At 51.9% G+C, this 12,932-nt stretch carries 13 protein-coding genes and 1 pseudogene; 7 read left to right on the plus strand and 7 right to left on the minus strand.

The genetic code is table 11. From position 1 onward, the window contains the following. Nucleotides 1-65: 65 nt before the first annotated feature. The 4 genes from AC3ARB_RS09050 to tsaB form a co-directional block, all read right to left on the minus strand. A complete protein-coding gene (locus tag AC3ARB_RS09050; protein ID WP_488320240.1) occupies nucleotides 66-1,415 on the minus strand; it encodes a glucose-6-phosphate isomerase in 1,350 nt (449 codons plus the stop codon). 74 nt (nucleotides 1,416-1,489) lie between these two features. Continuing rightward, a complete protein-coding gene (gene tsaD, locus AC3ARB_RS09055) occupies nucleotides 1,490-2,509 on the minus strand; it encodes a tRNA (adenosine(37)-N6)-threonylcarbamoyltransferase complex transferase subunit TsaD (protein WP_488320241.1) in 1,020 nt (339 codons plus the stop codon). A gap of 519 nt (nucleotides 2,510-3,028) precedes the next feature. Continuing rightward, nucleotides 3,029-3,442: a ribosomal protein S18-alanine N-acetyltransferase gene (gene rimI, locus AC3ARB_RS09060; protein WP_488320242.1), complete on the minus strand. Its 414-nt coding sequence runs from the start codon at nucleotides 3,440-3,442 to the stop codon at nucleotides 3,029-3,031. 1 nt (nucleotide 3,443) lies between these two features. Beyond that, nucleotides 3,444-4,145: a tRNA (adenosine(37)-N6)-threonylcarbamoyltransferase complex dimerization subunit type 1 TsaB gene (tsaB, locus tag AC3ARB_RS09065; protein ID WP_488320243.1), complete on the minus strand. Its 702-nt coding sequence runs from the start codon at nucleotides 4,143-4,145 to the stop codon at nucleotides 3,444-3,446. A gap of 200 nt (nucleotides 4,146-4,345) precedes the next feature. Between tsaB and AC3ARB_RS09070 the strand changes: the two genes are divergently transcribed. Together AC3ARB_RS09070 and rnjA are read left to right on the plus strand one after the other, a co-directional pair. After that, on the plus strand, nucleotides 4,346-4,576 hold the full coding sequence (locus AC3ARB_RS09070; protein WP_488320244.1) for a DNA-dependent RNA polymerase subunit epsilon: 231 nt from the start codon (nucleotides 4,346-4,348) through the stop codon (nucleotides 4,574-4,576). A gap of 1 nt (nucleotide 4,577) precedes the next feature. Beyond that, on the plus strand, nucleotides 4,578-6,254 hold the full coding sequence (rnjA, locus tag AC3ARB_RS09075) for a ribonuclease J1 (protein ID WP_488320245.1): 1,677 nt from the start codon (nucleotides 4,578-4,580) through the stop codon (nucleotides 6,252-6,254). A gap of 102 nt (nucleotides 6,255-6,356) precedes the next feature. Here the strand turns inward: rnjA and pepA are convergent, their stop codons facing one another. After that, the gene (gene pepA / locus AC3ARB_RS09080; protein ID WP_488320246.1) at nucleotides 6,357-7,424 is read right to left on the minus strand and encodes a glutamyl aminopeptidase; all 1,068 of its coding nucleotides are present in this window, start codon (nucleotides 7,422-7,424) and stop codon (nucleotides 6,357-6,359) included. A gap of 77 nt (nucleotides 7,425-7,501) precedes the next feature. Between pepA and AC3ARB_RS09085 the strand changes: the two genes are divergently transcribed. The 5 genes and pseudogenes from AC3ARB_RS09085 (at nucleotide 7,502) to AC3ARB_RS09105 (ending at nucleotide 10,257) form a co-directional block, all read left to right on the plus strand. Further along, nucleotides 7,502-7,801, plus strand: coding sequence for a DUF4651 domain-containing protein (locus tag AC3ARB_RS09085; protein ID WP_488320247.1), 300 nt, complete (start codon nucleotides 7,502-7,504; stop codon nucleotides 7,799-7,801). Further along, nucleotides 7,794-8,108, plus strand: coding sequence for a thioredoxin family protein (locus tag AC3ARB_RS09090; RefSeq protein WP_488320248.1), 315 nt, complete (start codon nucleotides 7,794-7,796; stop codon nucleotides 8,106-8,108). Before AC3ARB_RS09085 ends, AC3ARB_RS09090 begins: the two co-directional genes overlap by 8 nt. A gap of 9 nt (nucleotides 8,109-8,117) precedes the next feature. Continuing rightward, nucleotides 8,118-8,744 carry a YtpR family tRNA-binding protein gene (ytpR, locus tag AC3ARB_RS09095; RefSeq protein WP_488320249.1) on the plus strand — a complete coding sequence of 209 codons (627 nt, stop codon included), beginning with the start codon at nucleotides 8,118-8,120 and terminating at the stop codon, nucleotides 8,742-8,744. A 553-nt stretch (nucleotides 8,745-9,297) separates the two neighbouring features. Further along, nucleotides 9,298-9,642, plus strand: a pseudogene (locus AC3ARB_RS09100) (CHAP domain-containing protein); the annotation flags it as partial. Nucleotides 9,643-9,711: 69 nt separating this feature from the next. Further along, entirely contained in the window at nucleotides 9,712-10,257 is a 546-nt protein-coding gene (locus tag AC3ARB_RS09105; protein WP_488320250.1) for a CHAP domain-containing protein, read from the plus strand. A gap of 165 nt (nucleotides 10,258-10,422) precedes the next feature. On the opposite strand, the gene AC3ARB_RS09110 is transcribed toward AC3ARB_RS09105, so the two are convergent. Further along, nucleotides 10,423-11,769: a tetratricopeptide repeat protein gene (locus AC3ARB_RS09110; protein WP_488320251.1), complete on the minus strand. Its 1,347-nt coding sequence runs from the start codon at nucleotides 11,767-11,769 to the stop codon at nucleotides 10,423-10,425. Then, nucleotides 11,759-12,919, minus strand: a complete 1,161-nt coding sequence (locus tag AC3ARB_RS09115) for an AI-2E family transporter (protein ID WP_488320252.1) — start codon at nucleotides 12,917-12,919, stop codon at nucleotides 11,759-11,761. The genes AC3ARB_RS09110 and AC3ARB_RS09115 overlap by 11 nt, the downstream gene beginning before the upstream one ends. Nucleotides 12,920-12,932: the final 13 nt, after the last annotated feature.

A 12,932-nucleotide genomic window follows, 5' to 3' on the forward strand; every position in this document is an offset into this window, starting at 1 on the left:
TTTTGGACAATTGAAAAGCAAGGAAAACTTTTTCCTTGCTTGTTCAAATCATTAGTTTTGTCAAATTAGAGACGGGCGTTGAGTTCAGCTGACAGCTCCTCAAAGCCTGGTTTGCCCAGCAGGGCGAACATGTTTTTCTTGTAGGCTTCAACCCCTGGTTGGTCAAACGGGTTAACGCTGTTGAGGTAACCTGTGATGGCAATGGCCAATTCGAAGAAGTAAATGGCATAGCCCAGGGTAAAGGCATCTTGCTCAGGCAGGGTCACAAAGAGGTTTGGCACACCACCATCGGTATGGGCCAGAAGAACTCCGTCTGTTGCTTTCTTGTTGACGAAGTCAACGTCCTTGCCTTGGAGGTAACCAAGGCCGTCCAGGTCCTCAGCCATTTCAGGAATGAGAACATTGCGGCGTGGCTTGTCCACACGCACCACGGTCTCAAAGATGTTGCGGTAGCCTTCCTGGATAAATTGACCCAGAGAGTGGAGGTCGGTTGAGAAGTTGGCAGAGGTTGGGTAAATCCCTTTTTGATGCTTGCCTTCTGACTCCCCCGCCAACTGCTTCCACCACTCACCAAAGTATTGGAGGGACGGCTCGTAGTTGGCCAAAATCTCGGTCACATAGCCCTTGCGGTAGAGGATGGTCCGCAGAGCGGCATACTGGTAGGCTGGGTTTTGGCTCAATTCGGCTGACGCCAATTCCTGGCGGGCCGCAGCTGCACCAGCCATGAGGGCCTGGATGTCTGCACCGCTGGCAGCGATTGGCAGAAGGCCTACGGCTGTCAAAACTGAGAAGCGACCGCCAACATTGTCTGGAACAACAAAAGTATCCCAGCCGTTGGCATCGGCTTCCACCTTCACCGCACCTTTGGCCTTGTCAGTCGTGGCATAGATCCGCTTGTTAGCTTCTTCCTGACCGTATTTCTTAACCAAGAGCTCTTTGAAGACGCGGAAGGCGATGGCTGGCTCAGTTGTGGTACCAGATTTTGAAATCACGTTGACTGAGAAGTCCTTGTCAGCCACATAGTCCACTAGATCAGCCAGGTAGGTTGAGGAAATGGAGTTTCCTGCATACAAAATCTGAGGCGCTTTGCGATTTTCCGCAGAAAGCAAGTTGACAAAATGGTTGTTGAGGAAGTCAATGGCCGCCTTGGCACCCAAGTAAGAACCACCGATACCGATAACGACCAGAACCTCGCTGTCACTCTTAATCTTGTCAGCCGCCGCCAAGATGCGGTCAAACTCTTCTTTATCATAGTTTTCAGGTAAATCAAGCCAGCCCAAAAAGTCGCTACCTGGGCCTGTCCCTTGGCGAAGCATCTGGTCAGCCAGGGTCACTTGAGGCTGGAGGTAGTCCAGTTCCTCTTGGGCCACAAAAGTCCCCAGAACTTTTGAATAGTCAAATTGAAGGTGTGTCATGTCACATGTCCTTTCCGAAATTAAAACGTTTACGTCTTATCTTACCTTTTTTTGTCTTTTTTTTCAATGATTTTCTAGTTTTTCTGGTCTAGGCTGGGAAATGCCAGACTAGGTTTGGCATTGAGGTCCAGTTGGCCCAGACGGCCCAGCTCATACTCAACGGCTGCGGCCAGGGCAATCATGCCCGCATTGTCACCGCAGAGGCGTAGGGGGGGAATAATGACCTCGACATCGGTCAAGTCGCTGGCCAGCCGTTCTCGCAAGCCCTGGTTGGCGGCAACGCCACCTGCGACCACCAGCTGGGAAACTGGATAGGCAGCCAGAGCCTTCTTGGTCTTGGCCAGCAGGATGTCCAGCACTGCCATTTGAAAGGAGGTGCAGAGGTCCTCCAAGACCAGTTCCTCGCCTTTTTGCTCGGCATTGTGGTGGAGGTTGATGAAGGCTGACTTGAGGCCAGAGAAAGAAAAGTCTAGGTTATCTTCCTTGATCATGGCCCGAGGGAAGTGATAAGTGTCCTGACCCTGGTGGGCTAGCTGGTCAATCTGACGGCCGGCTGGGTAGGGCAGGCCCATGACCCGGCCCACTTTGTCGTAGGCTTCCCCCACCGCATCATCACGGGTCTCACCGACAATCTGATAGCTGCCCTTTTCAGGCACATAAACCAATTCGGTGTGGCCACCTGAAACCAAGAGGGCCATCAGCGGGTAGGTCAGTTGGGTCTGTTCTTGGGCCGCCATTAGGTGGCCGGACATGTGGTTAACAGGAATGATGGGTAGGCTATGAGCCCAGGCAAAAGCCTTGGCCGCAGCCAGACCCACCAAGAGGGCGCCAACCAGGCCAGGTCCCTGGGTCACCGCCACAGCGGTCAGGTCGGCGGGCTCAAGGCTAGCCTCAGCCAGAGCGTCGGCAATACAGAGGGTAATCACCTCCACATGGTGGCGGCTAGCCACCTCGGGCACCACACCCCCAAACCGCTGGTGGCTGGCCACCTGACTGGCGATGATATTGGTCAAGAGCTCCCGCTCATTTTTCAAGATGGCCACGCTGGTCTCATCACAGGAGGTTTCAATGGCTAAAATGTATCTATCTGTCATGTTCGTATCTCTTCAAATAATTTATTTTATTTTTCAAAGCAAGGCATACTAGGAATACCGAGTTGTTTAAGCGATTACCGTTTTGCTTGACTTTTTATTTTTAAAGAAGTATAGTAGTGTTACGGAAAACGTTTTCTTTATTGCTTTACTTGGTTATTGTTAGAAAGGAGAAAAAATGGTATTTTGGAAGTCTAAATTATACGACAAACTCAATCGATTTAACCGACTTGACCAATTAAAAATCAATCTTAGAAACCAACTTTATTTAGCAAAATTAGATTTCAAAAAAAATATGATTCCCCTCGAAAAGGTAGAGTTTTTATCGCAACTGAATTGGTTAAATTAATTTTAATTTTTCTCCTCTTATATTGGTTAAGAAAAAAATGAGATTTCTAACAGGAGTTGTGTCTCGACTAGCAACTCAGTAGTCCCCTATTAGCTCAGTTCCGTATTCCCGCCAAAAATTAAGGATTGGTACCCTTTCTCCTCGATTTTGTATATTACAAAATCGAGTTTTTTCTAGTCTGCATTTTTCACCATCAGCACGGCATCCTCGGTCGGGTTGTGGTAGTAGTTTTTCCGCCGGCCCACAGGTTCAAAGCCATGTTTGAGGTAAAGGTTCTGGGCCGCTAGGTTGCTGGCTCTTACTTCTAGGAAAATGGGCTGGCGCTCAGTAGCCAGTTGGGCCATGAGCTGGTCAGCCAGACCCCTGCCCTGACAATCTGGATGGACGGCGATGTTGGTGATTTCCAGCTCGCCGACCAAAAGCAGGGTGCTTAAAAAGCCGACGACCTCGCCCTTTTCCTGAACGACAAAATAATCGGTTTCGGGCTTGTCCATGTCCGCTACAATCTGTTCCAGGCTCCAGGGCGACTGACCGTAAACGGCCGTCAAAATCCCATGGATGGCCTGGGCTCTAGTCTGGTCTGCCATGCTAGACCCTCTTGATATAGGTGCTGGTGTCACCCACAGCGTTGGTCTTGAGCCAGTTCTCCTCAGCTTCAACCTTTTTCAGGTAGGCTGGGACAAAGCTGTGGACATCAACGGCGGGCAAGTTTTGAGCTAGGAGGCCAATCCGATAGGCGGAGGGCAGGGTTGGCTGGATGGTGGCTTCTGGAAAACGTTCCTTGATTTGGTCAGTAAAGTTAGCCACTTCACCGACGAAGGTCAACTGTGACGGCTCTGCCAGGTGGGCTGAGGTCTCTAAGCTGTCCAAAACGGCTGCAAAGTCGTCATGGCGGTCTGGCTCAAGGGTTCGGCCATTGTCATAAAAACCAGCATAAACCGTGTTGCGGCGGGCGTCAATGAGGGGGACCACCAAACCTGGAGCGTCCGTGGTCAAGGCGTAGAGGCTGGAAACCCCGACCAGGTCGATGCCCAGGGTATAGGCCAGGGTCTTGGCGGTAGCCACGGCCATACGGAGACCCGTGTAGGAACCGGGGCCTTCCGCCACTGCAATCCGAGTCAGGTTCTGAGGGGTTAGGCCCACCTGGGCGGTCAGAAAGTCGATGCTGGGCATGAGGCTGATGCTGTGGTTCTTTTTGATATTGAGGGTCAGCTCGGCCAGGAGCTGGTCGCCATCCAAGAGGGCGATGGTCAGCGCCTTGTTGGAACTGTCAAAGGCGAGTAGGGTCATGCAAAGTCCTTTCTGTTTGTGAGGTGCTAGCTTGCTTCTGCCTTCTATTTTATGATATAATGGAGATAATTGCAACGAATCAAGGTCAAATCGACTAACCTGAAACAGAATAAGGGACACTCCTCCGCTGGAGGCCCATTTCTTGTCGCCCTGTTTGAGCCACTTGACCAAATCTGCAACCCAGAAAGGACACCTAACACATGATTTATAAAGTATTTTACCAGGAACGCAAGGATCGCAGCCCACGTCGTGAAACCACCAAGTCGCTTTACTTGGAGGTGGACGCCAAGACCGAATTGGAGGGTCGCATCATTGTCCGTCAAATCGTTGAAGAGAAAACCAACTACAACATTGAGCTCATCCAACACCTGTCAGACGACCATTTGGCCTACGAAAAAGAGTCAGGTGCCTTCCAGTTAACGGAGTTCTAATATGGCAGTAAACCTTAAACCGCACGAAGTTGGGGTCTTTGCCATCGGTGGACTGGGCGAAATCGGCAAGAACACCTACGGCATTGAGTACCAAAACGAGATCATCATCGTCGATGCTGGCATCAAGTTCCCAGAAGACGACCTCTTGGGGATTGACTACGTCATTCCAGACTACTCCTACATCGTTGAGAACCTGAGCAGGGTCAAGGCCCTGGTCATCACTCACGGCCACGAGGACCACATCGGGGGCATTCCCTTCCTGCTCAAACAGGCCAATGTCCCTATCTATGCTGGCCCACTGGCCCTGGCCCTCATTCGGGGCAAGCTGGAGGAGCACGGTCTCCTGCGTGATGCCAAGCTCCATGAAATTAACCACAACTCCGAGCTGACCTTCAAGCACCTGAGTGTGACCTTCTTCCGCACCACTCACTCCATTCCAGAGCCCTTGGGCATCGTGATTCACACCCCTCAAGGCAAGGTGGTCTGCACGGGCGACTTCAAGTTCGACTTTACCCCTGTGGGTGAGCCTGCCGATCTCCACCGAATGGCTGCGCTGGGAGAGGACGGGGTCCTGCTCCTCTTATCAGATTCCACCAACGCGACTGTCCCAACCTTCACCAATTCGGAACAGGTGGTGGGCAAGTCTATTCTCAACATCATCGAAGGCATCCAGGGACGGATTATCTTTGCCTCCTTTGCCTCCAACATCTTCCGTCTCCAACAGGCCGCTGAAGCGGCCGTCAAAACTGGGCGAAAAATCGTGGTCTTTGGCCGTTCCATGGAAAAAGCCATTGTCAACGGGATTGAATTGGGCTACATCAAGGTGCCAAAAGGCACCATCATCGAGCCAAATGAGTTGAAAAATTACCATGCCAGCGAAATCCTCATCATGTGTACCGGTAGCCAGGGCGAAGCCATGGCGGCCCTGTCACGGATTGCCAACGGCATGCACCGCCACGTGGTGCTCCAACCAGGTGACACGGTCATGTTCTCATCCAGCCCAATTCCTGGTAACACCACCAGTGTCAACAAGCTGATTAACACCATCCAAGAGGCTGGCGTTGAGGTCATTCATGGAAAAATCAACAACATCCACACCTCTGGACACGGCGGCCAGCAGGAGCAAAAACTCATGATCCGCCTCATGAAGCCTAAGTACTTCATGCCTGTCCACGGGGAATACCGGATGCAGAAGGTTCATGCCCGCCTGGCTGTTGACTGTGGCGTGCCAAAAGAAAACACCTTCATCATGGAAAACGGCGATGTGCTGGCCATCACCAAGGATTCTGCCCGTCTGGCTGGCAAATTCAACGCCCAAGACGTTTACGTCGATGGCAACCGCATCGGTGAAATCGGAGCAGCTGTTCTGCGTGACCGCCGTGATCTGTCTGAAGACGGGGTTGTGTTGGCCGTTGCGACGGTTGACTTCAAGTCCAAGATGATTTTGGCTGGTCCAGATATTCTCAGTCGAGGTTTCATCTACATGCGGGAGTCTGGCGATTTGATTCGTGAGAGTCAAAAAGTTCTTTTCAACGCCATTCGTGTGGCCTTAAAGAGCAAGGACGCCAACATTCAAACGGTCAACGGGGCCATCATCAATGCCCTCAAACCCTACCTCTACGAAAAAACCGAGCGTGAGCCCATCATCATTCCCATGGTTTTGACGCCAGATAACTAAATAAAACGTGTTCGCCGGTAACAGCGAACACGTTTTATTAATCCAAGCCTCTTATCAGACTGGCCAGTTGCCCCTGTCCCATAAGCTCTTCCAAAGAGTGGCTTAGTAGTTTTTGATGGTATCAATAGCAGAGCGGTCCAGGTTTTTGACCAGGGCTTGCAGGAAGTTCTGGGCCTCTAGGAAATCATCCATGGCATAGAGGGTCTGGTGGGAGTGGATGTAACGGGCACAGACACCGATGGTGGTTGACGGCACGCCACCGTTTTTGAGGTGAGCAGCTCCAGCGTCCGTTCCACCCTTGCCGCAGTAGTACTGGTACTTGATGCCAGCTGATTCTGCCGTATCCAGCAAGAAGTCTTTCATGGCTGGCAACATGAGGTGGCCTGGGTCGTAGAAACGAATCAGGGTGCCGTCCCCAATCTTGCCCTGGTCTCCGTAAACATCACCAGCAGGGGAGCAGTCCACCGCCAAAAAGACCTCTGGGTCAAACTTGGTGGTCGAGACATGGGCCCCACGTAGGCCAACTTCTTCCTGGACATTGGCCCCTACAATCAGGGTGTTGGGTAGCGGGGTGTCCTTGAGCTGGTCAATCAACTCGGTTACCATGAGGACACCGTAACGATTGTCCCAGGCCTTGGAGATGATGTTTTTGCCATTGGCAGTCAGGATAGTCTCGGTTTCTGGGACAATCAGGTCGCCTGGGCGAACGCCGAAGGCTTCTGCCTCGGTCTTATCCGCAAAACCAGCGTCAAAAATGATGTCACCGATGGCTGGTAAACCCGCTCCGCCATTGCCCCCGCGAAGGAGATGGGGCGGTACTGACCCAGAAATGACAGGAAAGACGCGGCCGTCCCGGGTATGGAGGGTGAAGCGCTGGCCGCTAACTACCAGCGGGTTCCAGCCGCCTAGCTCAACCACGCGAAAGGTCCCGTCGGGCTTGATGGCACTAATCATGAAGCCAACCTCGTCCATGTGGGCAGCGACCAGAACCCGAGGGGCGTCAGGGGCCTTACTCTCACGGATACCGAAAATCCCGCCCAGGCCGTCGGTGTCGATGCGGTCCACCTTGCCTTCAAGCTCCTGGCGGATGAAGTGGCGGATGTCGCCCTCATGGCCTGGCAGGCCTTTTAGTTCAGTCACGGTTTTGATTTTTTGAAACAAGTCAGTCATCGGTATCTCCTTAACTCTTTTTTACTATTATAGCAAAAAGGTCGGCACTTTACCTAACTTTGTGGTAAAATATAAGCATGAAGAAGAAAAAATTTGCCCTGGCGACAGGGGTCATCAGTGCCTTGGGCCTTTTGGCCTTTCTGGGCCACAAAAAACAGGTCAAAAACCAGCAGCAGGACGAGAGCCTCTTGGCGGAGGTCCGAGCCTTTTTTGAGCCCATGGGGACCATTGACGTCCTTTATGTGACGGAGGCCAATAGCCGAGCTGGAGAAACCCGTGGCGGTGTGGTGTTCGATGACGGCGTGGTCTTCGAGTTCCGCCATTACAAGGGCCAGATTGACTATAAACAGTTAGAGGAGGGCATTTCCCATGATTAAAGCGACATCCTACCAAGAACTGGCCGATTATGTGGCCTCAGACCACCGCACCGTTTTTGTCTTTACCGCAGACTGGTGCGGGGATTGCCAATTTATCTACCCATTTTTGGATGACTTGACAGCAGACTTCCCTCACCTGATCTTTGTTCAGGTTGACCGAGACCAGTTTCTGGACTTGGCCAAGGACTGGGACATTTTTGGCATTCCGAGCCTGGTCGTGACCGAGGCTGGCAAGGAACTGGGCCGCCTGGTCAACAAGGCCAGAAAGACCCGCCAAGAACTGACTGATTTTTTGATGCATTATTAAGGAGAAGAGATGATTTTTACTTATAACAAGCCCCAGGTGGGGGATGTCTTGATGGTTATCGTAGCTGATGACCAAAAAGCTAAGGTTGCTGTTGAGAAAAAGGGCCAGGTAGCTCGGATCTACCGTGAAGACAACGGCCAAACGGTAGCCTGGAACATTTTTGAAGCCTCAAGCGTGACTGCTCTTGAGGGTCTGGGTCAGATTGATCTGACTGCTGACCAGTTGGCCAGCTTTAACCAGCTTCTGGCAGAACTTGGTTTTGAGGAGCGTTTGGAGGCGGATGACCAGCCTAAGTTTGTAGTCGGGGAAATTGTTGGCCTAGAGGCCCACCCTGATAGTGACCACCTCAAGGTCTGTCAGGTCAAGGTTGCTGATGACCGGACCTTGCAAATTGTGGCAGGAGCTCCTAATGCTGCTCTTGGTCTCAAGACTATCGTGGCTTTGCCTGGCGCTATGATGCCTAGCGGTAGCCTGATTTTCCCTGGTCAGCTAAGAGGAGTTGATAGCTACGGCATGATGTGTGCCCCTCGGGAATTGGCCCTGCCAAACGCCCCACAGAAAAAGGGCATCATCGAGCTGCCAGCAGACACCCCAGTTGGTGAGGCCTTTGACCCAGCCAAGCACTGGACGGCCTAAGCAAAAAATGACTAACGTCAACGAGTTGAACAAGGGTTCAGCTCTTTTTTGCTGGTCAATCCTTAACTAAAATCGCTTTAACCTTAAACTGACACTCCTAGTCTTCGTTTTCTAATCTGCTTGTCATTTTTTTCAAGAACCTGTCATAGACTTGACATTTTTCTGGGGTATCATAGTCCCATCACTTGAAAGCGAGGACGTTAACATGAAACGAAAACAACAAATGCTTATGGGACTGGCAGCAACTGCCCTGCTCCTACCTGCAACCCTTTTGGCCCAACCTGCCAGTGCCAACACTTGGAACAGACCTGTTCAGCGGTCTTGGCAGATGGAAAGGCCTCAGCACCATTTTCGACCTAACAACGATCAGCTATCCTTGGAACCAAATGCTGAGGCTTGGACAGAAACTCTTACTGAAGAAAACCTGATGGAACAAGTCGTAGCAAGTACAGGGACTGCAACGGCGACCAGCTCTGCTATGGTCACAAGCGATAGCCCCTACCTCAGTACCAGTGCCCAGGCCCTTGCAGCTGCTGCTACTAATAGCCAGTCTGCCAACATGTACCCCATCGGCCAGTGTACTTGGGGTGTCAAAGAACTGGCTCCTTGGGCCCACACCTACTGGGGCAACGGCGGTGACTGGGCAGCCAGTGCTGCTGCCGACGGCTTTACCATCGGCACGGTTCCTGTGGTTGGTGCCATTGCGGTTTGGACAGACCCCTATGGCGGCTATGGGCATGTGGCCTATGTGACGGATGTTCAGAGCGAGACTAGCATCCAGGTCTTGGAGGCCAATATCGGAGGCAATCCTAACATCGCTAACTACCGTGGTTTCTTTAACCCGACAACCACTTCAGAAGGGGTAGTCAGCTACATATACCCGCCAGCTAACAGTTAACAGATATTAAAAAATCAGCTTCGGCTGATTTTTTGTTGGGGTAACGAATACTTAGGTAGGAGGAATGTTATGATAGTTCAATCACTGAGAAAACAAGGCCTGGCCTTGACCTGCCTACTGCTCTGCTATTGGCCACACCAAACCGTCCAAGCAGGCGTGACCTTAAACCCTCATGCCACCAGCCAAGTTTCTGAAAACACGGCGGGGCAGTCGGATCGCCTTTTTAGTCTGGATAACCGAGCTCGGGCCGCCGCTAGGACCAATCACTTTTCGGGCAACTGCTACCCTATCGGCCAGTGTACTTGGGGCGTCAAAGAACTAGCTCCCTGGGCCCACACCTACTGGGGCAACGGCGGTGATTGGGCAGCCAATGCCGCCTCAGACGGCTTTACCATTGGAAACCGTCCCTCAGTCGGGGCAATCGCTGTCTGGACAGACCCCTATGGTGGCTATGGCCATGTGGCCTATGTAACGGCTGTTCAGAGCGAGACCTGTATTCAAGTTCTGGAAGCCAACATCGGTGGTAATCCAACCATCGCCAACTACCGAGGCTATTTCGACCCAACAACCACAGCTGAGGGCATGGTCAGCTATATTTATCCTGTAAAACCATAAACAGACTGGGACAACAGTCCAAACCCCAATATTAAAAACGAACAAAGAAGGATTTCTGAAAATCAAAACCTCTCTTTGTTCGCCTTTTTTTGTTTTTAGTTTCATCAGGGAATAACTGTATGAGATTTCGAAAACTCAAAATCTTTTTGTCCCAGCCTCTCTTTATTAGCGGTCATGACCTAAACAGCAGGCACACGGATGGGACCAGTCCTCGTCATCGTCCCAATCCTCATGACCACCATGATGGTGGTTGTGAACATGATTATCGTAACCCAACTCACGCTCCAGCTCAGCCACTTGCTCAGCCACCGCCTCATCGTCTGGCACCAAGGTCAAATAGGTCTCTAAAACCTGACAGGCCGCCCGCCAGTCGCCAAGACTTCTCAGGGTTTGGCCGTAATCCAGCAGAAACTCTGGGTTATCTGCCAGGTCTTGCTTGAGGCTGTCATAAAGGGCCAAGGCCCCCTCTTCCTGATCCAAAGCCTTATGGGCCTGAGCCAAGAGCCAGAGGGTCAGCGGTCGGGCAGTCTGCTCCAGACCTAGCCCCACAACCTCCTCGTACCGCTCGGTCTCCAGGTAAAGGTTGGCCAGGCGGAACAGCCCCTCCTGGTCTTCAGCATCCAAAGCCAGAACCTGTTTGAGATAGGCCTCTGCCAGCTCCCCATCCTTGGCCTCATAGGCCAGCTGACTGGCCAAGAGTAGGAGTTGGCCATCAAACTGGTTCTTTCTCAGGCCTTGCTGGGCCAATCGCAGTGCTTCTTGACCTTGGTGGTCGGCCTGCAAGGCCAGGGCATAGACGTACTCGTAGCCAGCAAAGTCTGGGCTCAGGGTCTCCAACTGCTTGAAGGACAGGCAGGCCCGCTGATAATCCTCTTGTTCAAAGTAAAGGGTGCTCAGTTCAAAGAGGGTCTGGTCATCATGCTCAATCTCTAAAGCCTTCTCCAAGAACTGGGTGGCCGCTTCCAGCTTACCCAAATTGGCGTAGGCCCGACCAATCCGCTCATAGGTGGAAATGCCAGTTGCCGCTAAGATGTCTCGGTTATCCAAGAGGGCATAGTGGTCAATGGCCGCCTGATAGTCTTCCAAGGCCAGCTCCAATTCGGCCAAACCAAAGGTCACCAGAGGCTCCGAACTGAGCTGGCTGGCTAGAAGGAGCTTGTCCCTGGCCACATCGGTCAAGCCTTCGGCGTCGTAGAGGTCTGCCATGACTAGAAGAGCTGTCACATAGTCCTCGCTGTCCTCGCTGATTTGGCTCAGGTAGGCAAAGGCCGCCTCAGTCTCCCCGTCTTCGCTGGCAATCTGGGCCAGACTCAGGTTGACATGGGGATAGGTAGCTGCCAATCGTTCATAGACCAGCTTGGCTTGGGGGTAGAAGCCGATGGCTTCCAGGTATTCGCCCAGCTCCACCAAGACTTCTTGGTCATCTTGGTCCAGGGCCCGCTTGAAGTATTTGTCTGCACCAGCCAGGTCTTGACGGTCCAGACAGGCCAACATTTTTTCACTATTGGTCATGATTGTCCTCCACTTCCTCGGTGTAAAGGCCGCTGACAGCCTTGTACCAGTTAAACAATTCACTCAAGACCACCTTGACGGAGGCATAGATTGGGATGCCCAAGAGAACGCCCCAGACCCCAAACATGGACCCTGCCGTCAACAGGACAAAGAGGATGGTAATGGGATGAATGCTCAGCTTATTTCCCAAAATCAAGGGGGTCACAAACCGTCCCTCGATGGTCTGTTCGATAACAAAGACCACCAAAACCTTGGCCAACATGACAGGCCCGTCCACTAAACCTAGAATCACCACGGGAACCATGGCCAAAAAACTCCCCAGGTAAGGCACCATGTTGAGGGCCCCAGCCACGATACCGAAAGTCACGGCATAGGGCAGGCCAATGATGCTAAACATGATGGAAAACATGAAGCCGACCACGATGGCCACGGTCACCTGGCCCTGAACATAGCCAGCCAGTTGCTGGTTAATGGCCGATAAGACACGGCGAGTGGATTGACGGGCTGGGGTTGGAAAGAAGGCCGCAATCTTGTCCTTGAGGGACTTGCCGTCCCTCAAGAGGTAAAAGATGATAAAGGGCGAAATCATGACCGCAACCGCAACCCTAGCAATGGCGGAGGCAAAATTACTGGCCCAATCCACTGCACTTCTAGAAAACTCCTGAACGTACTCAATAGCCCTTTGGCTGACCGTATCAATCATGCCCTCCAGCTGAGGCTGAATGGCCTCGAACCGTGGTTCTTGCAGGAGTTCAATCACCTGACGCTCCACCGTCTCAATGTAACTAGGCAGGTTAGTCACAAAGGACATGAGCTGGCTTTGCAGCATGGGAATAACACTGGCAAGACCCAAGATGAGGAGCAAAATCACCCAGAAAAAGACGGTCGTGATGGCTCCAATTTTGGACATGCCGTATTTTTCCAACCAAAGCACGATGGGGTTGAGCAGGTAGTAGAGCAGGCCTGAGATAACCACAGGCAACAAAATCACTGCCAAAAAGGACAAAACAGGCTCAAAGAGGAAGCTAATCTTGGTCAAGACAAAGAGGTTGAGAAAGACCAGCAAACTGACCAAGAGCACCACCACGCTCTTTTTGTCCAAAAACCATTTGAAAAACCAACTTAAATCAAAACGTTTATCATTATCCATATCATTCTCCATT

The organism is Streptococcus sp. ZY171113 (assembly GCF_057748235.1).